The organism is Stenotrophomonas maltophilia (genome assembly GCF_003970865.1).
Classification (GTDB): Bacteria; Pseudomonadota; Gammaproteobacteria; order Xanthomonadales; family Xanthomonadaceae; genus Stenotrophomonas; species Stenotrophomonas maltophilia_AR.
On sequence record NZ_RXLZ01000057.1, the window covers coordinates 1 to 23,621 of the forward strand.

At 67.1% G+C, this 23,621-nt stretch carries 19 protein-coding genes; 6 read left to right on the forward strand and 13 right to left on the reverse strand.

Going from position 1 to position 23,621, the window contains the following annotated elements; genetic code table 11:
- Positions 1–602 precede the first annotated feature (602 nt).
- The 8 genes from EKL94_RS17020 to aspS all read right to left on the reverse strand — a co-directional run bounded on the left by EKL94_RS17020 (position 603) and on the right by aspS (position 8,049).
- Positions 603–2,522, reverse strand: a complete 1,920-nt coding sequence (locus EKL94_RS17020) for a potassium transporter Kup (RefSeq protein ID WP_032128529.1) — start codon at positions 2,520–2,522, stop codon at positions 603–605.
- Positions 2,523–2,571: 49 nt separating this feature from the next.
- Positions 2,572–3,165, reverse strand: coding sequence for a Holliday junction branch migration protein RuvA (gene ruvA, locus EKL94_RS17025; RefSeq protein WP_005410756.1), 594 nt, complete (start codon positions 3,163–3,165; stop codon positions 2,572–2,574).
- Between the two features lie 13 nt (positions 3,166–3,178).
- Positions 3,179–3,700 carry a crossover junction endodeoxyribonuclease RuvC gene (gene ruvC, locus EKL94_RS17030; RefSeq protein ID WP_126929983.1) on the reverse strand — a complete coding sequence of 174 codons (522 nt, stop codon included), beginning with the start codon at positions 3,698–3,700 and terminating at the stop codon, positions 3,179–3,181.
- 105 nt (positions 3,701–3,805) lie between these two features.
- Positions 3,806–4,537, reverse strand: coding sequence for a YebC/PmpR family DNA-binding transcriptional regulator (locus EKL94_RS17035; protein WP_126929984.1), 732 nt, complete (start codon positions 4,535–4,537; stop codon positions 3,806–3,808).
- A 162-nt stretch (positions 4,538–4,699) separates the two neighbouring features.
- Entirely contained in the window at positions 4,700–5,332 is a 633-nt protein-coding gene (locus EKL94_RS17040; RefSeq protein WP_126929985.1) for an esterase/lipase family protein, read from the reverse strand.
- A 75-nt stretch (positions 5,333–5,407) separates the two neighbouring features.
- Positions 5,408–5,929: a GNAT family N-acetyltransferase gene (locus EKL94_RS17045; protein WP_014038229.1), complete on the reverse strand. Its 522-nt coding sequence runs from the start codon at positions 5,927–5,929 to the stop codon at positions 5,408–5,410.
- Positions 5,930–5,960: 31 nt separating this feature from the next.
- Positions 5,961–6,281, reverse strand: a complete 321-nt coding sequence (locus EKL94_RS17050) for a DNA primase (protein WP_126929986.1) — start codon at positions 6,279–6,281, stop codon at positions 5,961–5,963.
- A 16-nt stretch (positions 6,282–6,297) separates the two neighbouring features.
- On the reverse strand, positions 6,298–8,049 hold the full coding sequence (gene aspS / locus EKL94_RS17055) for an aspartate--tRNA ligase (RefSeq protein WP_126929987.1): 1,752 nt from the start codon (positions 8,047–8,049) through the stop codon (positions 6,298–6,300).
- 158 nt (positions 8,050–8,207) lie between these two features.
- On the opposite strand from aspS, the gene EKL94_RS17060 reads away from it, so the two are divergent.
- Positions 8,208–8,951 (forward strand): DUF3011 domain-containing protein, encoded by a 744-nt coding sequence (locus EKL94_RS17060; protein WP_126929988.1) that lies wholly within the window; start codon positions 8,208–8,210, stop codon positions 8,949–8,951.
- Positions 8,952–9,084: 133 nt separating this feature from the next.
- On the opposite strand, the gene EKL94_RS17065 is transcribed toward EKL94_RS17060, so the two are convergent.
- The 3 genes from EKL94_RS17065 to blaL2 all read right to left on the reverse strand — a co-directional run bounded on the left by EKL94_RS17065 (position 9,085) and on the right by blaL2 (position 11,994).
- On the reverse strand, positions 9,085–9,726 hold the full coding sequence (locus tag EKL94_RS17065; RefSeq protein WP_126929989.1) for a hypothetical protein: 642 nt from the start codon (positions 9,724–9,726) through the stop codon (positions 9,085–9,087).
- A gap of 55 nt (positions 9,727–9,781) precedes the next feature.
- On the reverse strand, positions 9,782–10,996 hold the full coding sequence (locus EKL94_RS17070) for a cation:proton antiporter (protein WP_126929990.1): 1,215 nt from the start codon (positions 10,994–10,996) through the stop codon (positions 9,782–9,784).
- Between the two features lie 86 nt (positions 10,997–11,082).
- The gene (blaL2, locus tag EKL94_RS17075) at positions 11,083–11,994 is read right to left on the reverse strand and encodes a L2 family extended-spectrum class A beta-lactamase (RefSeq protein WP_126929991.1); all 912 of its coding nucleotides are present in this window, start codon (positions 11,992–11,994) and stop codon (positions 11,083–11,085) included.
- A 175-nt stretch (positions 11,995–12,169) separates the two neighbouring features.
- Here blaL2 and ampR point away from each other — a divergent pair, with 175 nt between their 5' ends.
- Entirely contained in the window at positions 12,170–13,036 is an 867-nt protein-coding gene (ampR, locus tag EKL94_RS17080) for a LysR family transcriptional regulator AmpR (RefSeq protein WP_126929992.1), read from the forward strand.
- 77 nt (positions 13,037–13,113) lie between these two features.
- Here the strand turns inward: ampR and EKL94_RS17085 are convergent, their stop codons facing one another.
- Positions 13,114–14,979, reverse strand: coding sequence for an ABC-F family ATP-binding cassette domain-containing protein (locus tag EKL94_RS17085; RefSeq protein ID WP_126929993.1), 1,866 nt, complete (start codon positions 14,977–14,979; stop codon positions 13,114–13,116).
- 336 nt (positions 14,980–15,315) lie between these two features.
- Here EKL94_RS17085 and EKL94_RS17090 point away from each other — a divergent pair, with 336 nt between their 5' ends.
- On the forward strand, positions 15,316–17,703 hold the full coding sequence (locus EKL94_RS17090) for a TonB-dependent receptor plug domain-containing protein (RefSeq protein WP_126929994.1): 2,388 nt from the start codon (positions 15,316–15,318) through the stop codon (positions 17,701–17,703).
- A gap of 201 nt (positions 17,704–17,904) precedes the next feature.
- Positions 17,905–19,602 carry a YbaL family putative K(+) efflux transporter gene (gene ybaL, locus EKL94_RS17095; protein ID WP_126929995.1) on the forward strand — a complete coding sequence of 566 codons (1,698 nt, stop codon included), beginning with the start codon at positions 17,905–17,907 and terminating at the stop codon, positions 19,600–19,602.
- A gap of 395 nt (positions 19,603–19,997) precedes the next feature.
- Here the strand turns inward: ybaL and EKL94_RS17100 are convergent, their stop codons facing one another.
- A complete protein-coding gene (locus EKL94_RS17100; RefSeq protein WP_126929996.1) occupies positions 19,998–21,284 on the reverse strand; it encodes an O-acetylhomoserine aminocarboxypropyltransferase/cysteine synthase family protein in 1,287 nt (428 codons plus the stop codon).
- Between the two features lie 182 nt (positions 21,285–21,466).
- Here EKL94_RS17100 and EKL94_RS17105 point away from each other — a divergent pair, with 182 nt between their 5' ends.
- Positions 21,467–22,204, forward strand: coding sequence for a winged helix-turn-helix domain-containing protein (locus EKL94_RS17105; protein WP_126929997.1), 738 nt, complete (start codon positions 21,467–21,469; stop codon positions 22,202–22,204).
- The gene (locus EKL94_RS17110; RefSeq protein WP_126929998.1) at positions 22,201–23,490 is read left to right on the forward strand and encodes an ATP-binding protein; all 1,290 of its coding nucleotides are present in this window, start codon (positions 22,201–22,203) and stop codon (positions 23,488–23,490) included. Before EKL94_RS17105 ends, EKL94_RS17110 begins: the two co-directional genes overlap by 4 nt.
- The last annotated feature ends 131 nt before the right edge of the window (positions 23,491–23,621 follow it).

The following is a 23,621-nucleotide window of genomic DNA, read 5'->3' on the forward strand; positions in this document are numbered from 1 at the left end:
TTTCTTTCATGTGCTCCGCGTTCGGTTTTTCCTTCTCTTTTGCCTTTCTTGGTTTCCGCGAGGAAGAGGCCATAGGCGGTGGGAGCCCGTGTCGGGGGCTCGGAGATGTTGACAAGAGACAGGGTGAGGGCGCTTTGCTTGCGAAGCAGTGCTTCGCAAGCAAAGCGCCCTCACCCATGTAAGCTCGGTCGCCGCATCCATGCGGCTCACGCCCCCGCAACCGGACCCACCCCGCCTTCGACAATTCCCTGCGGTCTGTCGGAACGGCGTTCTGCTTTGGTGGGTGCCGACCGTTGGTCGGCACGGGGTCGGATCTGGTAGGTGTCGACCTTGGTCGACACGGTAGATCCACGCCATGCGTGGATGGAACGGTGCAGCCGAGCGATGCCCAGCTGCTGGCGCGGAACACTTCGGAAAGCCAAGCCCCCTTGTTGTTCAAGGGGGCGCGCCGATAGGCGGGGGATAAGGTGGAATGCGCGGAACGCCGGCGCCAACGGCGCCTGCGTTTCAAGGGGGCGCGCCGACAGGCGGGGGGATAAGGTGGAATGCGTGCGGGGCCCACGGTTTGCGCAGCAAATCGTGGGACGTAGCGCAGGTGGAGATTAAATCTCCACCTGCGCGCCGAGTTCCACCAGGCGGTTGCCCGGAATACGGAAGAAGCCCGTGGCCGGGGCGGCGTTGCGATGCATCAGCGCGAACAGCTTGTCGCGCCAGATCGGCATGCCGCGGTTGGCGGTGGCCACAATGGTTTCGCGGCTGGCGAAGAAGGTGGTGTCCATCGGATCGAAATAGATGCCACCGTGGTCGCACGAGCGCATCAGCGCCAGCGGCACGTCCGGGGTCTCCATGAAGCCGAAGCGCACATAGACGCGATAGAACTCGTCGCCCACCGATTCGATCTTCAGCCGCTGCCCTTCCATCGCATACGGAATCGGCAGGGTTTCCACGTGCAGGAACACGTTGCGCTCGTGCAGCACCTTGTTGTGCTTGAGGTTGTGCATCAGCGCGTGCGGGGCCACGGTCGGGTCGGCGGTGAGGAACACCGCGGTGCCCGGCACGCGTACCGGCGGTGCCAGCATCAGGCCCGGCAGGAAGGTATCCAGGCGGATGCCGTCCTTGCGGATCTCATCGCGCAGCAGCTCGCGGCCACGGCGCCAGGTACGCATCATGGTGAACAGGAAGATGCCCAGCACCACCGGGAACCAGGCGCCCTGCAGCAGCTTGGCGCCGTTGGCGATGACGAAGCCGAGGTCGATGACGAAGAACACCACGCACAGCGGCAGGATCCACTTGCGCGCCTTCGGCCACAGCGAGCGGGCCACCAGGGCCAGCAGCAGGGTGTCGATCAGCATGGTGGCCGACACCGAGATGCCGTAGGCCACGGCCAGGTTGGACGAGCTGCGGAAGGCCAGCACCAGGCCGATCACCATCACCGCGATGCCCCAGTTGATGCCCGGGATGTAGATCTGGCCGATGGTGTCGTGCGAGGTGTGCTTGATGCGCATGCGCGGGATGTAGCCCAGCTGCATGGCCTGGCGCGAAACCGAGAACGCGCCGGTGATGACCGACTGCGAGGCAATCACCGCCGCCATGGTGGCCAGGATGATCATCGGATACAGCGCCCACGACGGCACTGCCTCGAAGAACGGATTCTTCACCGCCTCGGGGTGATTGAGCACGAGTGCGCCCTGCCCCAGGTAGTTCAGCACCAGGCACGGCAGCACGAAGAAATACCAGGCGTGGCGGATCGGCTTGGCACCGAAGTGACCCATGTCGGCATACAGCGCCTCACCGCCGGTCACCGCCAGCACCACCGCGCCGAGGATGAAGATGCTGTGCCAGCCATGCTCCATGAAGAAGCGGATGGCCCACCACGGGTTGAACGCCTTCAGCACTTCCGGTGCATCGACGATGTTGTAGATGCCGATCGCCGCCAGCGAGATGAACCAGATCGAGGTGATCGGCCCGAACAGCTTGCCGATCTTCGCGGTGCCGAAGCGCTGCACCGCGAACACCGCCAGCAGTACCACCACGGTGATCGGCACGATGAAGGCGTGCAGTCCTGGCGCGGCGACCTCCAGGCCTTCCACCGCACCCAGCACCGATATCGCTGGCGTGATCACGCCATCGCCGAAGAACAGCGAGGCACCGAAAATGCCGAGGATGCCGACCACGTAGGCCGAGCGCGAACCATTGCGCAGCGTGCGCTGGGTCAGCGCCATCAGCGCCATGATGCCGCCTTCGCCATCGTTGTCAGCGCGCATGATGATGGTCACGTACTTCAGGGTGACCACAATGTTCAGCGCCCAGAACGCCAGCGACAGCACGCCCAGCACGGTGTCGTGGTCACTGTTGAGCCCGTAATGCGGCGAGAACGCCTCCTTCAGGGTGTACAGCGGACTGGTACCGATATCGCCGAAGACCACGCCGATCGCACCGATGATCAGCGCCAGGCCTCCGGCTGGAGGGGCGTGACCATGGCCGCCAGGGGCGGCCGCGTGCGGGGTTTGACTGCTGGACATGGGACTCCTGGCGAAGCTCAGGCGGTGGGTTGGGGGAAAGGAAGGCCGGTCAGCGCAGCGCCGACTGCAGCGCCTTGCGGATCACGGTGGCCACTTCGTCACCTTCATTGAAGGCATCGCGGGCCATGCGCGCCGCTTCGGCCGGCTTGTAGCCCAGCTGCTGCAGGGCCACGGTGGCATCGGACAGCGGATCGGCCGGGGCCGGGCCACTGCCGGTGGGCAGCGCGCCGCCGGCACCGAACTGGGCAGCACGGTCACGCAGCTCCAGCACCATGCGCTCGGCGGTCTTCTTGCCGATGCCCGGAATGCGGGTCAGCGCGGTGATGTCACCGGCCTGGACCATGCGCGCGAACTCCTCGACGGTGACGCCGGACAGCACGGCCAGCGCGATCTTCGCGCCGATGCCACTGACCTTCTGCACATCGCGGAACAGGCGCCGCTCACCCTCGCGCAGGAAGCCGTACAGCGAAACGCTGTCTTCCTTCTGCGAGTAATGGGTGTACAGGGTGACCTCGCGGCCGAGCTCGGGCAGGTCGTAGAAGGTGCTCATCGGCGCCTCCAGTTCGTAGCCCACTCCGTTCACGTCCACCACCAGCCACGGCGGCGCCTTGTAGGCGACGATGCCGCGCAGTCGACCGATCATTGCGTGCAGCTCCTCATTTGCGGCCCCACGCCTGGCGGGTACTGAGCCCCAGGCGGTTGGCCGTCGCCCTTACGTGGGCATGGGTGATCGCCACCGCCAACGCGTCGGCCGCGTCGGCCTGCAGCTTGGTTTTCAGGTTGAGCATGAGCCCGACCATGTGTTGAACCTGTTGCTTTTCGGCGCCACCACGACCGACCACCGCCAGCTTGATCTCGCTGGCGGCATATTCATGCACCGGCAGGTCGCGCAGCACCACGGCGGAAATCGCCGCGCCACGGGCCTGGCCCAGCTTCAGCGCCGAATCGGGGTTGCGGGCCATGAACACGCGTTCGATGGCCACTTCCTGCGGCTGGTACTCGCGGCACAGGTCGGCCAGGCCGAGCACCAGCAGCTTCATGCGCTGCGGGAAGTCGTCGGCGCCCAGCAGCACCAGCGGCTGGTGGTGCACGTGGCTGACGCGGCCGGCGGCGTCGACATCAATGATGCCGACCCCGGTCCGCTGCGAACCGGGGTCGATGCCGAGGATGCGGGTCATGCTGCACTCCTGGCGGGGCGGAACGGGATGCGCTGGCAGGCGTATGGGCTCATGACTGTCCGCGATGACCGTTCAACGGCCCGCGCCCAGACCGTCGAAGACGGCTCAGGCGTAGGCGTCGGCGCCGAGTTCGGCGTTGGAGTACACGTCCTGCACGTCGTCCAGGTCTTCAAGCATGTCCAGCAGCTTCTTGACCTGCAGGGCGACCTCGCCCTCGACCTTGATGTCGTTGTCCGCGCGGAAGGTGATTTCGGCGTGGTCGGCGACATGGCCAGCGGCGGTCATCGCGTCCTTGACCGCGTTGAACGCGTCAGGGCTGGTGACCACGTCGATCGCACCGTCTTCCGGGTAGACCACGATGTCGTCGGCGCCGGCCTCGATGGCGACCTCGGTGATCGCTTCTTCATCGGCACCGGCGGCGAAATGCAGCACACCCAGGCGCTTGAACATGAAGGCGACCGAGCCTTCGGTGCCCATGTTGCCGCCGCACTTGCTGAACGCATGGCGGACATCGGCCACGGTGCGCACGCGGTTGTCGGTCAGGCAGTCGACGATCACGGCCACGCCACCCGGGGCGTAGCCCTCGTAGCGGATTTCCTCGTAATCGACGCCTTCCAGTTCACCGGTAGCCTTCTTGATGGCGCGCTCGATCACGTCCTTGGACATGTTCACGGCCAGGCCCTTGTCCATGGCCACGCGCAAGCGCGGGTTGTTGTTGGGGTCGCCTCCACCGCCGCGCGCGGCAACGCCGATCTCGCGGATGATCTTGGTGAAAATCTTGCCGCGCTTCGCGTCGGACGCGTTCTTGCGGGCTTCGATGGAGGGGCCTCTACCCATGGGTGCTACCGTCTGGCTGCTTCAGGATCAAGGCGCGGATTCTACCTGATCGGGGGCGGCAACCGTGTCTAGGGCGGACAGATGCCGCAGGGTATCGCCCGGCGAAGAGCGTGCGAACCAACGGTTCGCACCCACCAAGGCAGGTCGTTCTCACCCACCGCCTTATGCGGCGGCGGCGTCGCGGCTGTGGTCGAACTGGCCGTGGCGCAGGAAATGCGCGGTCTGCCGCGCGGCATCGGGCGACACGACCAGGCCGCTGTGGCTGGTGCGCACCACGCAATGGTCGGCCAGGCCCGGCAGGCGGGTCTCAGCCAGTGCCACGGTGCCGTCGGAGGCATCGTCGATCGCCCCCAGCAGGCTGCCCAGCCCATGCGGCACCGAACCGGCGATCAGCCCGACTTCGGCATTGCCCTGCCAGTCCGGCAGGCCATCCAGCAACAGTTCGCTGCTGCGCCCCAACGCCAGGCCCCAGCCGTGCTCGGACAACGAACGCGCAGTACCACTGCCGCGCAGCGGCGAGCCCAGGCAGACCACGCGCTGCACATCCAGCTGCGGCTGGCGGCGCAAGGCCTCCAGCGCCAGCAATCCCCCCAGGCTGTGGCCGACCAGCGACAACGGTCCGGCATCGGCCAGCCGCTCCAGCAGCTGCGGCACGGCCACGTCGGGGCCACCGAAGACCGAGGAGTAACCGAACGCGTGCACCTGGAAACCACGTGCGCGCAGGCGCCAGGCCAGTGGCCCGACCCAGGCACGGGCATTCCAGATGCCATGCAGCAGCAATACGGGGGGAGTCATGCAAACAGCCTGGCGATCAGCGGGGCAGGAACGTGAGGTGATTGAACACGCGCGCGCAGCAAGCGGCGGTGAACGTCAGGCCGCGCGCGGTGCGCGGCGCAGAATGAATTCGAGGTCCTGGGTGTCACCGACCGGGAACAGGTACTCGCCGGCCTTCTCGAAACCATAGCGGGCGTAGAAGCGCTGTGCGCCGAAGTTCTCCGACCACACGCCCAGCCATAGCGTGCGCGGGCCTTCGTGCTCCAGCCAGGCCAGCGCGGTTTCCAGCAGGCGGCTGCCCCAGCCGCAGCTCTGCTGGGTCTTGATCAGGTACAGCCGCTTGAGTTCGCCGTCACCGGGCTTCACGTCCGGATGCGGCAGGCCACAGGGGCCGGCGGCGGCATGGCCGACCGCCTCCCCATCCAGCTCCAGCAGCCAGACCGCGTAATCCGGGTGGGCCAGGATCACGCGCTGGCGCTCGACCGTGTAGGCCTCCTCGAGGAAGGCCTGCAGGTCCTGCGGCGGATACAGATGGCCGAAGGTTTCGGTGAACGTGCGGGCAGCCAGCGCCGACAGGGTCGGCGCGTCGTCCACGGTAGCGCGGCGGATCGAATACATGCAGGAAGTTGACGTCAGGGCGAAGCGCGGGTCAAGCCTTTTCAGACGATTCCGCTTCTTCTTCCTCGTCCTCTTCCTCGTATTCCTCTTCGTCCTCGTCCTCTTCTTCCTCGCCTTCCTCGTCCTCGTCGTACTCTTCCTCTTCGTCGTCCTCGTAATCCTCGACGCCGAAGTCTTCACCGTCCCAACGGCCTTCGCCGTCAGCGACGAAGGTCAGGGCCATCGCCGCCGGGTTGGTACCGACGCGGACCAGCCAACCACCGAACACGCGTGCACGCTCGGTGACCAGGGTGGCCTCGGAGCCTTCATTGCCCAGCTTTTCCCACTCCAGCGAAAACGCAAACTCGGTCATTGCCTGGATCTCCTGATCAGTTGGTCTTGGGGCGAACCTGGATGTGCACTTCGGCCAGCTGCGTGTCGACGATCGGCGACGGCGCGTCGGTCATCAGATCCTGTGCACCGGTGGTCTTCGGGAACGGGATGACGTCGCGGATCGACTCGGTGCCGGCCATCAGCGCGGCGATGCGGTCGATGCCGAAGGCGATGCCACCGTGCGGCGGCGCGCCGTAGTTCAGCGCGTCGAGCAGGAAGCCGAACTTGGCGCGGGCTTCTTCGGCACCGATGCCGAGCAGCTCGAACACCGCGCTCTGCATGTCCGGACGGTGGATACGGATCGAACCACCGCCGATTTCATTGCCGTTGAGCACCATGTCGTAGCCGCGCGAAACGGCGGTACGGGCATTGGCGCGCAGGTCGGCGATGTCGTCCACGGCCGGTGCGGTGAAGGGGTGATGCAGGGCGACGTAGCGCTGTTCTTCCTCGTCCCACTCGAACATCGGGAAGTCGGTGACCCACAGCGGCGCCCAGCCGTCGGCGACCAGGCCGAAGTCCTTGCCGGCCTTCAGGCGCAGCGCGCCCATGAAGTCGGAGACCTTGTTGTAGCCACCGGCACCGAAGAACACGATGTCGCCATTGCCGGCGCCGACGTGCGCGACCAGGGCGGCGAAGGATTCCTCGCTGAAGAACTTCTGGATCGGCGAGCTGACTTCGCCGTTGTCGGCGATCTTGATGTAGGCCAGGCCCTTGGCGCCGTACTTGGCGGCGTGCGCGGCGTACTCGTCGATCTGCTTGCGGCTGAGCGCTGCACCACCCGGGATGCGCAGCGCGGCAACGCGGCCTTCGGCATCGTTGGCCGGGCCGGTGAACACGGCAAATTCGCTGTCCTTGACCAGCTCGGCCACGTCGACCAGTTCCAGCGCGATGCGCAGGTCCGGCTTGTCCGAACCGTAGCGACGCATCGCCTCGGCCCAGGTCATGCGCGGGAAGGTGGCGGCCAGCTCGACGTCGACCACTTCCTTGAAGATCGCGCGGATCATCGACTCGACGAAGTCCTGCACGTCCTGCTCGCGGACGAAGGCGAATTCCATGTCCAGCTGGGTGAATTCCAGCTGGCGGTCGGCACGCAGGGCTTCATCGCGGAAGCAGCGCGCGATCTGGTAGTAACGGTCGAAGCCGGCCACCATCAGGATCTGCTTGAACAGCTGCGGGCTCTGCGGCAGGGCGTAGAACTCGCCCGGGTGCATGCGCGCCGGCACCAGGAAGTCGCGGGCGCCTTCCGGGGTGGCCTTGGTCAGGATCGGGGTCTCGATGTCCTGGAAGCCCTTCTCGTCCAGGTGGCGGCGCAGGGCCTGCACCAGCTTGATGCGGGTGCGCTGCATGCGCTGCATTTCCGGGCGGCGCAGGTCCAGGTAGCGGTACTTCAGGCGGGTTTCTTCGCCCGGGTTCTCGTGGGCGTGGAACGGCAGCGGCGCGGCCTTGTTCAGCACGGTGATGGCGGTGGCGATCACTTCCACCTTACCGGTGCGCATCTTGTCGTTCACCGCGTGGCGGGCGCGCACGACGCCTTCCACCTGCAGCACGTCCTCGTAGCCCAGCGACGCGGCCACGGCGAACACATCGGCGTTGTCGACTTCCACGGTCACCTGCACGATGCCTTCATGATCTCGAAGATCGATGAAGCAGACGCCGCCCTGGTTACGGGCCACGTCGGTCCAGCCGGCGAGGGTGACAGTCTGGCCAATCAGGGTCTCATCGACCAGGCCGCAGAAGTGGGTACGCATGGGGGGAAGCTCCGCTGGAGAACGCCGGCACCGGATGGGGGCCGGAAAGCCTCGTATTCTGCGGCCGAGGCCCCGGCCGGGGCAAATCCGACCAGTCACACCGGCTTGATCGCCCCCCTCCCTATAGTCGGGCACCTGCCACCGTATGGGATGCCGCCATGAAACCGCTGTCCCTGGCCAGCCTGGCCGTGACCCTCAGCCTGGGTGCCATGGGCACCCTTGCCCTGCCCACCCCTTCCGCGCATGCACAGAGCGGCGTGGTCCGCTGCGAAAGCCAGAACAACCGCGAACGGGTCTGCAACACCGGCTGGCGCAATGCGCAGCTGGTGCGCCAGTTGTCCGGTTCGGACTGTGATGAAGGACGAACCTGGGGCAGCCGTAACGGCAGCATCTGGGTCACCAACGGCTGCCGCGCGGAGTTCGTCGAGGCCCGCGGTGGCTGGGGCGGCGGCAATGGCGGTGGCTGGGGCGGCAACAACGGCCGGCCCGGCGAGACCATCCGCTGCGAGAGCCAGAACAACCGTGAGCGCAGCTGCCCGGTCGGCTGGCGCAATGCCCGCCTGGTCCGCCAGCTGTCCGGCAGCCCCTGCAACGAAGGGCGCACCTGGGGCGTGCGCAATGGCGCGATCTGGGTCAGTAGCGGTTGCCGTGCCGAATTTGCCGAAGCCCGTGGCTGGGGCGGTGGCGGCGGTGGCTGGGGCGGCGGCAACAGCAATTACTCGGTTACCTGCAGCAGCAACAACAACCGCTCGCAGACCTGCGACTGGGATGAGCGCCAGGGCCGTCCGGTGCTGCAGCAGCAGCTGTCCGGCAGCGCCTGCCAGGAAGGCCGCAGCTGGGGCTACTCACGTGGCCAGGTGTGGGTGAGCAACGGCTGCCGGGCGCGTTTCGGCACGCGGTGAACGCGGGGGCGGATCCCTGGCCGATGGCCAGGGCCCTGCCCCCGGTCAGGAGTCCCGCATCCACGCATGGCGTGGATCTACTGGGGATCTTTCTGGGGTCAGAACCCTCCGCAGGAGGGATCCGGCCCCGGGATCACGGCGCGGGTGCTTTGTCGTCGCCCCACGGTGCAGGCGGCAGGTCGACCGGCTTGCTCAGGTCGAACTGCACGCGGAAGCGGCGGCCCTCCGGGCGGGTCAGCTCGTAGACGAAGGTCTGGTCGGGATCGATCTCCATCGCCCACGTGTTGTGGGTCGAGGCCAGCATGTCGGCGCGGCGGAACATCGCCACCGAATCGGCATCGGCCGGGAACTGCTGGCGCTCGGCGGTGCCCGGCGGCGTGCTGTCGCCACCGTAGAGGGTGATCGCGTCTGGGCTGCCGTCTTCGTGGCGATGGTCGTGCTTCAGGCGCAGGCCGTTCGGAGTGCGGGTCAGCACCCACGTGCGCGAGTGGTCATCACCGACATGGAACGGGATGCGCAGCTCATGTGCCGGGTCGGCACAGCCGCGCACGTGCATGACCAGGCGCTGCCCGGCGAACGGGTCCTTCCCGGTCGGTGCCGGCGTGTCCTCCACCACCTTGCCGGCGTAAGCCTGGCCACAGTGCGCGGCGATGGCGGCCATGAAGGCATCGGCCGGTGCGGTCGCCAGATCATGGGCGACCGTGTCGGAGCGCTGCGTACAGGCAGCAAGGCTGAGCAGGAGGATGGAAGCGGTGACGGCGGCGGACAGTTTCATACCCCAACCCTAACGGCCATGGCCGAAGTGCGCAAACCGCACGCGCAGCATCCGCTCAGCGATCAAGGGCAGGCGCCGCCGGCAGCGTTTCGGTGACCGCCACCGGCGCGGCTTCGCCTTCACCCGCAGGTTCCTGCTCGACCGGATCGACATCGAACGGGGTACGGAACACCAGCGACGGCAGCAGCGTGGTCAGCGCCGCATAGAGCAGCAGCGCACCGAACAGCACCGCCGGGATCTGGAAGCGCTCGCGCATGATCGCCGCCAGCACCAGGGTGAAGATGAGGGTCGGGGCCAACGCCAGCGAGACCCGCAGGCTGCTGCGGAAGCTCTCGCCGAACATCACCCGGCGCTGCAGCCAGACCACGCCGATGCGCAGCGGCAGCACCACCAGGGTGATCACGATGCCCAGCCCCAGCGCCTCGAAGCTCAGCGCTTCGGCGGGCACCTTGGTGCCGGCGTTGAAGAAGTAGAACGGCACGAAGAACGAGGCGAACAGGCGCAGCGCATGCAGGTTCTCGTGCGAGGCCAGCAGCGGCATGCGCTGGTGCAGCAGGCGCGCGACCAGGCCGGCGATGAACGCGCCGACCAGGTAGTACACGCCCAGCAGATAGGTGATGTAGGCCGCGACCATGCCGACCATCACCAGCAACGAGAACTCCGAACCCGGCGCATGCGGCGCCACCCAGCGGCCGAGCGCGATGAACAGCAGCGGCAGGCCGATCATCATCGCCAGCAGGGCCAGGCTGGACAGCGCCATATGCCCTGGATCGCCGGCCTGCAGCACGATGAACAACGCCGCCAGCGCCAGCAGTTCACCGGCGATGGCCTTGCTGGTCACCCAGAAGCGCTCGTCTTCGCTCAGGCCCAGCCGCGACAGCGAATCCATGATGAAACCGGTGGACGGCGTCAGCAGCGCCAGGGCCAGCAGGCCGGCGGCCTGCCAGGGCAGTCCCGCGTAGCGCCAGGCCAGCCAGCCTACGCCGAACAGCGTGCCGGTCCGGATCACCAGATGCGCCAGCAGCGGCCACATGCCCCGCCGCAGCGCCTGCAGATCCACTTCCAGGCCGGCGAACAGGAACAACGAGGAAATTCCCAGGGTGGCCAGCAGGCCGATCACCGCGTCATGCGCCTGGTCGCCCAGCCACAGCATGCCGATGATGCCGAACAGCAGGCAGGTCAGCGGCGCAGGCAGGCTGAATCGCTGCAGCGCGCGCGGGATCACCAGCAGCGCGAAGATCAGCAGCAGGTAGATCAATTCATGGCTCATGGGGGACTTCCGTGTGGTTCGAACGCGCGCAGGATGCGCGCGCCGAACCGATCCGGCAAGCCGTTTCTGGATGACTCCCGGTTACCTCATCCGATCAGGCGATCGGCGATGCGGCCCACCTGTGCCAGCACGGTAGCGCGTTGCTCGTAGCTGATCGCACCCGCCTGCAGATAGGCGGTCAGCACCCACGGCGAGCCACCGGCCAGCGGCCACAGCACAGCGATGTCATTGCGCGCGTCCTCGCCATTGCTGCCGGTCTTGTCGCCAACGCGCCAGCGCTTGCCGAGGCCCGCGCGCAGGCAGGCGTCGCCGGTTTCGTTGTCGATCAGCCAGTCGGCCAGCTGCTGCCGCGAAGCCGGTTGCAGTACCTCGCCCAGCACCACGCGCTGCAGGGTCGCGGCCATCGCCGCCGGCGTGGTGGTATCGCGCGGATCGCCCTTGGCAAAGCTGTTCAGTTCCGGCTCCAGGCGGTCACTACGGCTCACCGCATCACCGCTGGCGCGCAGGAACGCAGTCACCGCCGGCGGGCCACCGACCACGCCGAACAGCAGGTTGGCTGCAGTGTTGTCGCTGGTGATCAGGGTCGCCCGGCACAGGTCACGCACGGTCAGGTCCTTGCCGGCATGGCGGCGGGTGACCGGCGCGTGCGAGAGCAGATCGGCGGCGCGCACCGGCACGCGCGTATCCAGCAACGCCGGCGCGCGCTCGGCCTGGCTGAGCACGGTGGCCGCCAGCACACTTTTGAAGGTGCTGCACATCGGGAAGCGCTCGTCCTGGCGATGACCGATGCGGCGACCGCTGGCAGTGTCCAGCAGGGTCACGCCGAGACGTCCGGCGCAGGCCTTTTCCAGCGCGGCGAAGTCAGTGGCGGCGGTGATGGCGGCATCGGTGGGTGCGTTGGCGGTGGCCTTGCCCGCTGCACGTGCCAGCAGCGGCAAGGCAAGCGAGGAAGCCACGGCGGCACCACTGAACTGCAGGAATCGGCGACGGGCGAGCATGCGGGTTCTCCTGGGGGACCGCTCGATTATTGAAGCCTTGATCGGGGGCGACCAGCGCAAAAAATCTGCGAGAGACATTAGTTCAATTAATGTCTGACGCATTCAACCCCTTAATTCTCCGAAATATATCGTTGAAGCGTTAGGATCAGCCATCATTCCAGCTCACGACTGCGCGATGTTGCACCCTACCCTGCCACTGAATGCGCTGCGCGCCTTCGAGGCCGCCGCCCGCCACCAGAACTTCACCCGTGCCGCGCTGGAGCTGTGTGTCAGCCAGGCCGCGCTGAGTCACCAGATCCGTGGGCTGGAGGATCGGCTCGGGATCCGCCTGTTCCATCGCCTGCCGCGCGGCGTGGCGCTCACCGACGAAGGCGCGGCGCTGTATCCGGTACTCAACGAGTCCTTCGAACGCATCTCGGCCAGCATCGCGCGCTATACCGGCGGGCCGGCCCGCGAAGTCCTGACGCTGGGCGTGGTCGGCACCTTCGCCACCGGTTGGCTGCTGCCACGGCTGGCCACGTTCGAGGCCGCGCACCCGGATATCGAGCTGCGCCTGCAGACCCACAACAATCGCATCGATCTGGCCGGCGAGGGCCTGGACCTGGCGATCCGCTTCGGTGATGGCGACTGGCAGGGCCAGGCCTGCACAGCGATCCTCGACGCGCCGTTTGCACCGCTGTGCGCACCGGCATTGGCGCGGCGGCTCAAACAGCCACGCGACCTGGGCACCCTGCCCCTGCTGCGCTCCTACCGCAGCGACGAATGGCCGCGCTGGCTGCAGGCGGCAGGAGTGAGTGGCGTGGAAGCCCGCGGGCCGGTGTTTGATTCGTCGTTGACGGTGGCGATGGCCGCGGTCGGCGGTGCCGGCGTGGCGCTGCTGCCATTGCGCATGTTCGAGCAGGAGCTGGCCGAAGGCCGTTTGCTGCAGCCGTTCAGCACCACGCTGGAGCTGGGGCGCTACTGGCTGACACGATTGCGCTCGCGCGCCGAGCGTGAACCGGCGAAGCGGTTCCGCGAATGGCTGCAGGCGCAGGGCGCGTAACAAGAAAGGGGACGGAGGGGATTAAGTCGTTTGTGGCACAAACGACTTAATCCCCTCCGTCCCCTTTTTTTGCATGATCAGGACTCCAGCAGCTCCATCCACGCTGCCTCAGCCTTTTCCAGCTGCGCAGCGGCGGTTTCGCGGTCACGGCCGATCACCGCCATGCGGGTGGCATCGGCGTAATTGGCCGGGTCGGCCAGCTGGCGGTCCAGCTCGGCCAGCGCGCCTTCCAGCTCGGCCACCTTGGCTTCGGCCGCGGCCAGCTTGTGCGGATTCACCGGCTTCTTCTGCACCACCTGCGCCACCGGCGCGGTCTTGACCACCACCGGCTCTTCCACCTGCTCCATGCGCGCCTTGGTGCCCTGCGCCTGCGGGCGGGTGCGCAGCCACGCGGCGTAGGCATCCAGGTCGCCATCGAACGGCTCGACCACGCCATCGGCCACGCGCCAGTAGGTATCGCAGACCAGGCCGATCAGATGGCGGTCATGCGAGACCATCACGATCGCGCCTTCGAAGGTGGCCAATGCTTCGGCCAGCGCTTCGCGCATTTCCAGGTCAAGGTGGTTGGTCGGTTCGTCCAGCAGCAGCACGTTCGGCTGCTGCCAGGCGATCAGCGCCAGTGCCAGGCGCGCACGCTCGCCACCGGAGAAGCCATCGACCGGCTCGAATGCGCGGTCACCCGGGAAATTCCACTTGCCGAGGAAATCACGGAACGACTGGTTCGGTGCGTCCGGGGCGATTTCGCGGAAGTGCTCCATCGGCGACTGGCCTTCGTGCAGCGACTCCACCGTGTGCTGGGCGAAGTAGCCGATCTTCAGGTCCGGGTGTGCCATGCGCTCACCGGCGATCGGCGCCAGCTCGCCCACCAGGGTCTTCACCAGGGTGGTCTTACCGGCACCGTTCGGGCCGAGCAGGCCGATACGCTGGCCCGCTTCCAGGCCGAAGCCGACGTTGTGCAGGATCACCGCGTCCTTGCCGTAGCCGGCCTCGACGTGGTTCAGGCGGATCAGCGAGAACGGCAGCTTGGCCGGCGGCGCGAACTCAACGCGGAACTCGCGCTCGGCGCGCACCGCTTCGGTTCCCGTCAGCTTGGCCAGCCGCTTCATGCGGCTCTGCGCCTGCGCTGCCTTGCTGGCCAGCGCCTTGAAGCGGTCGATGAAGCTCTGCAGGTGGGCGCGCTCGGCCTGCTCCTTCTCGTGCGCGATCTGCTGCTGGCGCAGCTGCTCGGCGCGCTGGCGCTCGAAATCGGTGTAACCGCCGGGATAGAGCTTGGCGCCGCCACCGTGCAGGTGCAGGGTGTGGGTGGCCACGTTGTCCAGGAACTCGCGGTCATGCGAGATCAACAGCAGGGTGCCCGGGTACTTCAGCAGCCACTGTTCCAGCCAGTACACCGCGTCCAGATCGAGGTGGTTGGTCGGTTCGTCGAGCAGCAGCAGGTCGCTGGGCATCATCAGCGCGCGCGCCAGGTTCAGGCGCACGCGCCAGCCACCGGAGAACGAGGACACCGCGCGGTGGTGGGTATCGGCCGGGAAGCCGAGGCCGTGCAGCAGCTTGCCGGCGCGCGCTTCGGCGTCGTAGGCATTGAGCTCGGCCATCTTCGTGTGCGCTTCGGCCACAGCCTCCCAGTCTTCGCGGGCGGTCGCGTCGGCCTCGGCGGCCAGCACCGCGGCCACTTCGGTGTCGCCGCCGAGCACGAAGCTCAGTGCCGGGTCCGGCAGCGACGGGGTTTCCTGGGCAACGCTGGCGATGCGCACCTTGCCGGGCAGATCGACATCGCCCTTGTCCGCCTCCAGCTCGCCCTTCACCGCCGCGAACAGGCTGGACTTGCCAGCACCATTGCGGCCGACCACACCCACCCGGTAACCGGCGTGCAGGGTCAGGTCGACATTGGACAACAGCAGCCGCTCGCCGCGGCGCAAGGCGAAATTACGAAGGGAAATCATCGGGGGAGGCGTCCATATAACCAGATGGAATGTGCTGGTGAGCACTGTTCCTGCGACGCAATTCTAGCGTTAACGAATACTTGACGCGCCCCGGGATGCGCAGCGGCCGGCGTTTCTCTCTCCCACGTCCTCGCCGCGCGCGTCCCGGGCTCCCTCCCCCGCCAGTGCCAATTCGGGCTAAATGGTTGCTGCTGCAACGTTTTTCCCGATGACCGGCATTTGACAGGCACTGAATATCCCGTTAATTCCTGCTTTGCGCACCGCAACAACCGCCGTCCGCCTCACCCCCGTGATGTCGATTCCGGTGCCGCCCCCGCCAACCGGAGCCCCATCCCGATGACCCGCAAGACCAGCCTGATCGCCGCCGCCGTCGCTGTCGCACTCGGTGGCTCTCCGTTCGTTGCCGCCGCCCAGCAGGCCGGCACCGCCGCCAACACCCTGGACACGGTGATCGTCACCGGCACCCGCGTGGCCGACCGCACCGTCGCCGAATCGCAGTCGCCGATCGACATCATCACCCCCGAAGCCCTGCAGTCCACCGGTACCAGCGAGCTGGCCACCGCCCTGTCGCGCGCCCTGCCCTCGCTGAATTTCCCGCGCCCGGCCCTGACCGATGGCACCAGCGGCGTGCGCCCGGCGCAGCTGCGCGGCCTGTCACCCGACCAGGTGCTGGTGCTGGTCGATGGCAAGCGCCGCCACACCTCGGCGATGATCAACGTCAACGGCAGCATCGGCCGCGGCTCGTCGGCGGTGGACATCAATGCGATCCCGATCGCTGCCATCGAGCGCGTGGAAGTGCTGCGTGACGGTGCGTCGGCGCAGTACGGCTCGGACGCCATCGCCGGCGTCATCAACATCGTGCTCAAGGGCAGCGGCAGTGGCGGCAGCCTGGCGGTGGACTACGGCCAGTACTCGGCCGGTGACGGCAACAAGTACCAGCTCTCCGGCGATACCGGCGTCGAGTTCGGCAACGGCCGTGGCCGCGTGCACGTGGCTGGCCAGATCAGCCAGCAGGACGAAAGCAACCGCGCCGGTCCGTACCGCGGCACCACCCCGAACACCGGCAACTTCCCGAGCATCGGCCAGAAGACCTTCATCGTCGGCGACCCGCGCGTGGATGCCACTGCCGCCTCGGTCAATGCCAGCTTCGACTTCAGCGACCGCGTGACCGGCTATGCCAGCGCGCTGCTGAGCAACCGCGACATCACCTCGTTCGCGTTCTACCGCTCGCGCAACCACAGCGGGCAGAGCGCGCTGCTGGCGCAGACCTACCCGGACGGCTTCGTGCCGGAGATCAACCAGTACTCCAAGGACCGCTCGCTGGTGGCCGGGGTCAAGGGCAACACCGAGAACGGCTGGACCTGGGACCTGAGCCTGAACCACGGCGAGAACACCCTGGACTTCCACACCCGCAACAGCATCAACTACAGCCTGGGCGCGACCAGCCCGCGCTCGTTCTACGACGGCACGCTGAAGTACCAGCAGGACATCTTCAATGCCGACCTGACCAAGTCGCTGGACTGGGGCCTGGCCTACCCGGTCACACTGTCCTTCGGTGGTGAATACCGCAAGGAAAAGTGGGACCAGAAGCCGGGCGAGCTGAACTCGTACACCGGCAGCGGCGCGCAGGGCTTCGGCGGTTTCACGCCGACCAATGAAGTGCATGCCGACCGCCACAACTACGCGGTCTACGCCGGCCTGGAAGCGGACCTGACTGAGAAGTTCTCGGCCGGCATCACCGGCCGCTACGAGGATTACTCGGACTTCGGCGACCGCTTCTCCGGCAAGCTGTCGGCGCGCTACGCGTTCACCGACAAGGTCGCGCTGCGGGCCACCGCCTCCAGCGGCTTCCGTGCACCGTCGCTGGCGCAGCAGGGCTACCAGGCGGTCACCAGCCAGTTCCTCAATGGCGTGTTCGTCGAGCGTGGCACCTTCCCGACCACCAGCCCGGCCGCGCAGGCGCTGGGCGCCTCGCCGCTGAAGGCCGAGACCTCCACCTCCTACAGCGTGGGCCTGGTGCTGCAGCCGGTCGACCGCCTGTACATCACCGTCGACGCCTACCAGATCGACATCGATGACCGCATCGCATTGTCGTCCAGCATCACCACCAACGCCGCCACCAGCGCGCTGCTGGGCACGCTGGGTCTGCCGCAGGTGACCGCGTTCTCGTACTTCACCAACGGCCTGGATACGCGCACCCGTGGCGTCGACTTCGTGTCCAGCTACACCGTGCCGTTCACGGCCAGCAGCCTGGAACTGACCGCCGCCTACAGCTACAACGACACCGAAGTGCGCCGCGTCGGCGGTACCCCGCCGGTGTTCGGCACGCTGGGCCTGAACCAGTCGCTGATCGGCCGCGATGAGATCGGCCGCATCGAGGACAGCTACCCGCGCGACAAGGCGATCCTGAGCGGCACCTGGCGTTCGGATCACTGGGAACTGGGCCTGGCTGCAACCCGCTACGGCAAGTTCACCGTACGCAACTCGGCCACCGCGCTGCGTGACCAGACCTACGGCGACGCCTGGGTGGTGGATGCCTCGGCCAGCTACAAGCCGAGCAGCAACTGGACGCTGACCGTGGGCGCCGACAACCTGCTGGACAAGTACCCGGACCGCACCGAAGACCTGCAGAACTCGACCTTCGGCATGCTGCCGTACAGCAACTACTCGCCGTTCGGCTTCAACGGCGCGTACGTGTACGGCCGGGTCAAGTACACCTGGTAAGCGATAGTGCCGGCCGCTGGCCGGCATACCCCGGGCCGCATCTGGAGGAGAGCCCCTTCTTGTTGAAGGGGCGCGCCGAAGGCAGGGGTAGAGGAGAAATGCGTGGGCAAACCCGCCGGCCACGGCACGTGGACGGCGGGTTTGCCGTATCTGGCCGCATCGGTGAAAATCGGGGTATCCCCCTGCTTTCTGCGAGTGCCGATGCACCATGACACCGACCTGATCAACATCGTTGCCGTTGGCCTGGGGCTCGCCTTCATCTTCGGCGCGCTGGCCAACAAGCTGCGTTTGTCTCCCCTGGTCGGTTACCTGGTTGCTGGCATCTGTGTAGGTCCGTTCACCCCCGGCTTCGTCGCCGATCAGGCGCTGGCCAACCAGCTGGCCGAACTGGGCGTGATGCTGCTGATGTTCGGCGTCGGCCTGCACTTCTCGCTGAAGGACCTGATGGCGGTCAAGGCCATCGCCATTCCCGGTGCCATCGGGCAGATCGCGGTGGCCACCCTGCTCGGCTGGGGCGTGGCCTCGCTGATGGGCTGGCCAGCCTTGCACGGGGTCATCTTCGGTTTCTCGCTGGCCACGGCCAGTACCGTGGTGCTGCTGCGGGCGATGGAGGAACGCCGCCTGCTGGAAACGATGCGCGGCAAGATCGCGGTCGGCTGGCTGATCGTGGAAGACCTGGCCTGTGTGCTGGCGCTGGTGATGATGCCGGTGATGGCCGGTGTGTTCGGCCCCGATGCGGCCAAGGAATCGCACTCGCTCGGCAGCGTGCTGGCCGACATCGGCTGGACCTTCGTACAGCTGGGCCTGTTCGTGGCGGTGATGCTGGTGGTCGGGCGCCGGGTCATCCCGTGGATCCTCGAGCGCATCGCCGGTACCGGCTCGCGCGAGCTGTTCACCCTGTCGGTGCTGGCGATCGCGCTGGGCGTGGCGTTCGGCTCGGCCATGCTGTTCGGCGTCTCGTTCGCGCTGGGCGCGTTCTTCGCCGGCATGCTGCTCAACGAATCGGAACTGAGCCACAAGGCTGCACACGATTCGCTGCCGCTGCGCGATGCATTCGCGGTGCTGTTCTTCGTCTCGGTCGGCATGCTGTTCGACCCCAACATCCTCGTCCAGCACCCGTGGCAGGTGCTGGCCACGGTGCTGATCATCATGTTCGGCAAGTCGGCCGCTGCGTTCTTCATCGTGCGTGCGTTCGGCCACCCGACCAGCACCGCGCTGACCATCTCGGCCAGCCTGGCGCAGATCGGCGAATTCGCCTTCATCATCGCCGGCCTCGGTGTCGCGCTGCAGATCCTGCCGAAGGAAGGCCAGTCGCTGGTGCTGGCCGGTGCTCTGGTGTCGATCATGCTCAACCCGCTGGTGTTCGGGCTGCTGGACCGTTGGCAGGCCAAGCAGGAGCAGTCGCCCCAGGCCGTCGAGCCCGAAGAGGCCACCGGTCCCTCGCGTGACCTGCATGACCACGCCATCGTGATTGGCTACGGCCGGGTGGGCAGCGAACTGGCCCAGGTGCTGCGCGATCGTGGCGTGCCGGTGCTGGTGATCGATGACAACAAGGAACACGTCGAGCAGGCGCACGCCAAGGGCCTGGCGGCGATCCGCGGCAGTGCCGCCGCCGACCGGGTGCTGGCCGAGGCCCATCCGGAGCGCGCCAAGATTGCGGTGCTGGCGATTCCGCAGCCGCTGGAAGCCGGTGAGGCGCTGGCCAAGCTGCGGGCGATCAACCCGGACCTGACCCTGCTGGCGCGTGCGCACAGCGATGCCGAGGTGAAGCATCTGCTGGAGCACGGTGCCGATGGCACGGTGATGGCCGAACGCGAGCTGGCCTACTCGCTGGCGGAGATGATCATGTCCACACCGCCGTACCGGAATCTGGGGCAGCACAGCATTCCGGTGGTGTGAGGGTTTGTGCGGCAGGGCTTGCAGCCCTGCACCTGCCGAATCAACGGCAACGGCAACAACTAGAGCAAAAGCTGGCATTCCGTGGGATGGCGGGGTTGGGTCCAGTTGCGGGAGACGCCGTAAACCCTTCCGTGGGGGCTTGGCCGCGGCATCCATGCCGCGGACACTCCCGCAACTGGACCCAACCCCGCCTTCGACAGTTCCCCGCTGCTGTTGGTAGGTGTCGACCTTGGTCGACACGGCGGTGCATGGGAAACAAAAAAATCCCCGGTCGACCCGCATCGACCGGGGATCTGGATCGCCACGTTGCCATGCCTTGGAGAGGCAGTTCCACCGTAGCGCATCGCGGTGCCGGTGGTGATCGCCTGTGGCGATGACGACCAAGCGTGTGGCTATCAGGCGTCGGCCAGGGCCTGTTCCAGGTCCGCGCGCAGGTCGCCGATGTGCTCGATGCCGATCGACAGCCGCACGGTGTCTTCACTGACGCCGGCCTTGGCCAGCTCCGCCGCATCCAGCTGGCGATGGGTGGTCGAGGCGGGATGGGTGGCCAGCGACTTCGCATCGCCCAGGTTGACCAGGCGGGTGAACAGCTTCAGCGCATCAAGGAAGCGGGCGCCGGCTTCACGGCCGCCGGGCAGGCCGAAGGTCAGTACGCCCGAGCCGTGTCCACCCAGATAGCGCTGCGCGGCGGCGTGCTCCGGGTCGTCGGCCAATCCGGCGTAGCGTACCCAGGCAACCTTGGCGTGCGCCTGCAGGAACTGCGCTACCGCCAGCGCATTGGCGTTGATGCGCTCCATGCGCAGGGCCAGGGTCTCGATGCCCTGCAGGATCAGGAACGCGTTGAACGGCGACAACGCGGCGCCGGTATTGCGCAGCGGCACCACCCGCGCGCGGCCGATGTAGGCCGCTGGTCCCAATGCTTCGGTATAGACCACGCCGTGGTAGCTGGGATCGGGCTGGTTGAGGCGCGCGAAGCGCTTGGGCTGCGCGGCCCAGTCGAAGCGGCCGGAATCGATGATCGCGCCGCCGAGGCTGGTGCCGTGGCCGCCCAGGTACTTGGTCAGCGAGTGCACCACGATGTCGGCGCCGTGCTCGAACGGACGCAGCAGGAACGGTGTGGCCACGGTGTTGTCCACGATCAGCGGCACGCCAGCGGCATGCGCGACCTCGGCAATCGCAGCGATGTCGGTGACGTTGCCGCGCGGGTTGCCGATCGATTCGACGAACACCGCCTTGGTGCGTTCGTCGATCAGGTCGGCGAACGCTGCTGGATCGGCGGGATCGGCGAAGCGCGCCTGGATGCCGTACTGCGGCAGCGTGTGCGCCAGCAGGTTGAGGCTGCCGCCATACAGCGCACTGGAGGCAACGATGTTGTCACCGGCCTCGGCGATGGTCTGGATGGCATAGGTGATCGCAGCCTGCCCCGAGGCCAGCGCGAGCGCACCGATGCCGCCTTCCAGCGCGGCCAGGCGCTGCTCCAGCACGTCGGTGGTTGGGTTCATGATGCGCGTGTAGATGTTGCCCGGCACCTTCAGATCAAACAGGTCGGCGCCGTGCTGGGTGTCATCGAAGGCATACGCCACCGTCTGGTAGATCGGCACCGCCACCGCGCGGGTGGTCGGGTCGGGACGATAGCCGCCGTGCACGGCCAGGGTTTCCAGTTGCCACTGCGGGTCGCTCATTGCGCCAGGCTCCATCCGGGGAAACCGCCACCATAGGCCAGCCGGGGCCGCCTGCTGAAATCCGCTGGCGATGACGCCAGTACCGCCGGTTATCAGGTTGCCCGCGATTCAGGCAGCCGTCATGGGCCGTTGCTAGGCTTCGCCGCCGGGCGCTCCTGCCCGGGCACGGAAGCCCAACGCGTATGCAGCCATCCCCTTGGACACCCACCGCCAGCGGCACACCGACCCAGGTCCTGCTGGTGGAAGACGACCGTCGCCTGGCCGAGCTGGTCAGCGATTACCTCCACGAACATGGCTTCGCCGTGCAGCACGTCGCGCGTGGCGACCTCGCCGGTGCGGCCTGCCGCCAGCACGCGCCGGAACTGGTGGTGCTGGACCTGATGCTGCCCGGCCTCGGCGGCATCGATGTGTGCCGGCAGATCCGCAGCTTCTCCGATGTGCCGATCCTGATGCTGACCGCCTGCGAGGACGACATCGAGCAGGTGCTGGGCCTGGAATCGGGTGCCGACGATTACGTGCACAAGCCGATCGAACCGCGCCTGCTGCTGGCCCGCCTGCGCGCCCTGCTACGGCGCCGCCATGGCAGCGGCAACACCAGCTCGCCGTGCCGGCTGATGCACGGTGGGTTGCTGATCGACCGCATGCAGCGCGAGGTGCACCTGCACGGGCAGCCGGTGGAACTGGGCACCACCGAATTCGAGATCCTGTGGCTGCTGGCCAGCCAGCCCGGGCAGATCCTGTCGCGCGACCAGATCCTGCAGGCGGTGCGCGGCATCGGCTTCGACGGCCTGGACCGCAGTGTCGATGTCAGCATTGGCAAGCTGCGCCGCAAGCTCGGCGACGATGCGCGCGAACCGCGGCGGATCAAGACCGTGTGGGGCCGTGGCTACCAGTTCAACCCGTCGGCCTGGACGGCATGAAGCGGCTGTTCCTGTGGTTGTGGTTCGTCACCGGTGCCTGCTTCCTGATCTCGGTGTTCTTCTTCAACCGCATCCTGGACGGCATCTACACGCCCATGCAGGATCGCGTCTTCGTCCAGCAGGTGCGCGGACAGGTGTACGCCCTGCGCAGTGGCCTGGCCGGCCTGGACACCGGGCAGCAGCGTGAGCGCCTGCAGCAGTGGCAGCCACACTACGGCATCACCCTGACCCTGCTCGACAGCCCTCCCACGCTCGACCCGCAGGAACAGGCGGCCGTGCAGGCCGATGGCTTCATCATGCGCGACCAGTACCAGCAGGTCCTGCTGCCGATCGAGGGCCTCGACGGCCGTTGGCTGCATCTGCGCCTGCCGGGTGCGGTGCAGATGACGACGTACATGACCATCGCCGTCTATCTCAGCATCCTGTTGCTGGTGGGCGCCAGCCTGTATGCCTGGGTGCGCCTGCTCTGGCGCGACCTCGAAGCATTGCGCCTGCACGCCGACCGCATCGGTGCCGGTGATCTGCAGGCGCGCGCACAGGTCTCGCCACGCTCGCAGATCCGGGTCATCGTCGACCATTCCAACCGCATGGCCGCACGCGTGGCCGAACTGGTGCAGCGCCAACGCGACCTGACCCATGCGATCTCGCATGAGCTGCGCACGCCGATCGCGCGCGTGGCCTTCGGCCTGGACCTGATGCAGGACAGCGACGATCACGAACGCCGTGCACGGCTGGCACAGGGGCTGCACGGTGATCTGGCCGAACTCAACCGGCTGGTCAGCGAGCTGCTGGCCTATGAGCGCCTGGAGCATCCCAGCGAAGGCGAGCCGATGCAGCGCATCGAAGCCAACGACTGGCTGCAAGCCTGCCTGGCCGATGCGCGCCGTGACGCCGAACGGGCCGGCGTGGTCCTGCGCGTGCAGCCCAGTGCGTTGCCACGGGTGGATGCCGAGCCACGCCTGCTGCAGCTGGCACTGAGCAATCTGGTGGGCAATGCGCTGCGCCACGCGCGTTCGCAGGTGGAAGTCTCGCTGGTCGGTGTCGGCGGCCGCGCCTGCCTGCGTGTGGATGACGACGGCCCCGGCATCGCCGAAGCCGATCGCGAGAAGGTGATGCGGCCGTTCACCCGCCTGGACGACAGCCGCAGCCGCGACACCGGCGGCTTCGGACTGGGCCTGGCCATCGTCAGCCGCATCGCCGCCCGCCACGGTGGCGAGTTGCGCATCAGCCGCGCCACGCTGGGCGGCGCGCGCCTGGAAATGCACTGGCCGCTGGCTGCCAGCTGAACGCCCAAGGGCGCCATTACAGTTGATTACAACTCCCGCACAACTGCGGAGGGATCGGTCGCCGGCATATCGCCACGCTGGCAACCCTGCAGCACTCGCCGGATGCGCGTGCTGCTTTCCTCCCATTGTCG

Excerpts from the sequence above, each read along its gene's own strand:
- EKL94_RS17020 (WP_032128529.1), bottom strand. The coding sequence starts at position 2,522 with ATGTCCAGCAGTCAAACCCCGCACGCGGCCGCCCCTGGCGGCCATGGT.
- ruvA (WP_005410756.1), bottom strand. The coding sequence starts at position 3,165 with ATGATCGGTCGACTGCGCGGCATCGTCGCCTACAAGGCGCCGCCGTGG.
- ruvC (WP_126929983.1), bottom strand. The coding sequence starts at position 3,700 with ATGACCCGCATCCTCGGCATCGACCCCGGTTCGCAGCGGACCGGGGTC.
- EKL94_RS17035 (WP_126929984.1), bottom strand. The coding sequence starts at position 4,537 with ATGGGTAGAGGCCCCTCCATCGAAGCCCGCAAGAACGCGTCCGACGCG.
- EKL94_RS17040 (WP_126929985.1), bottom strand. The coding sequence starts at position 5,332 with ATGACTCCCCCCGTATTGCTGCTGCATGGCATCTGGAATGCCCGTGCC.
- EKL94_RS17045 (WP_014038229.1), bottom strand. The coding sequence starts at position 5,929 with ATGTATTCGATCCGCCGCGCTACCGTGGACGACGCGCCGACCCTGTCG.
- EKL94_RS17050 (WP_126929986.1), bottom strand. The coding sequence starts at position 6,281 with ATGACCGAGTTTGCGTTTTCGCTGGAGTGGGAAAAGCTGGGCAATGAA.
- aspS (WP_126929987.1), bottom strand. The coding sequence starts at position 8,049 with ATGCGTACCCACTTCTGCGGCCTGGTCGATGAGACCCTGATTGGCCAG.
- EKL94_RS17060 (WP_126929988.1), top strand. The coding sequence starts at position 8,208 with ATGAAACCGCTGTCCCTGGCCAGCCTGGCCGTGACCCTCAGCCTGGGT.
- EKL94_RS17065 (WP_126929989.1), bottom strand. The coding sequence starts at position 9,726 with ATGAAACTGTCCGCCGCCGTCACCGCTTCCATCCTCCTGCTCAGCCTT.
- EKL94_RS17070 (WP_126929990.1), bottom strand. The coding sequence starts at position 10,996 with ATGAGCCATGAATTGATCTACCTGCTGCTGATCTTCGCGCTGCTGGTG.
- blaL2 (WP_126929991.1), bottom strand. The coding sequence starts at position 11,994 with ATGCTCGCCCGTCGCCGATTCCTGCAGTTCAGTGGTGCCGCCGTGGCT.
- ampR (WP_126929992.1), top strand. The coding sequence starts at position 12,170 with ATGTTGCACCCTACCCTGCCACTGAATGCGCTGCGCGCCTTCGAGGCC.
- EKL94_RS17085 (WP_126929993.1), bottom strand. The coding sequence starts at position 14,979 with ATGATTTCCCTTCGTAATTTCGCCTTGCGCCGCGGCGAGCGGCTGCTG.
- EKL94_RS17090 (WP_126929994.1), top strand. The coding sequence starts at position 15,316 with ATGACCCGCAAGACCAGCCTGATCGCCGCCGCCGTCGCTGTCGCACTC.
- ybaL (WP_126929995.1), top strand. The coding sequence starts at position 17,905 with ATGCACCATGACACCGACCTGATCAACATCGTTGCCGTTGGCCTGGGG.
- EKL94_RS17100 (WP_126929996.1), bottom strand. The coding sequence starts at position 21,284 with ATGAGCGACCCGCAGTGGCAACTGGAAACCCTGGCCGTGCACGGCGGC.
- EKL94_RS17105 (WP_126929997.1), top strand. The coding sequence starts at position 21,467 with ATGCAGCCATCCCCTTGGACACCCACCGCCAGCGGCACACCGACCCAG.
- EKL94_RS17110 (WP_126929998.1), top strand. The coding sequence starts at position 22,201 with ATGAAGCGGCTGTTCCTGTGGTTGTGGTTCGTCACCGGTGCCTGCTTC.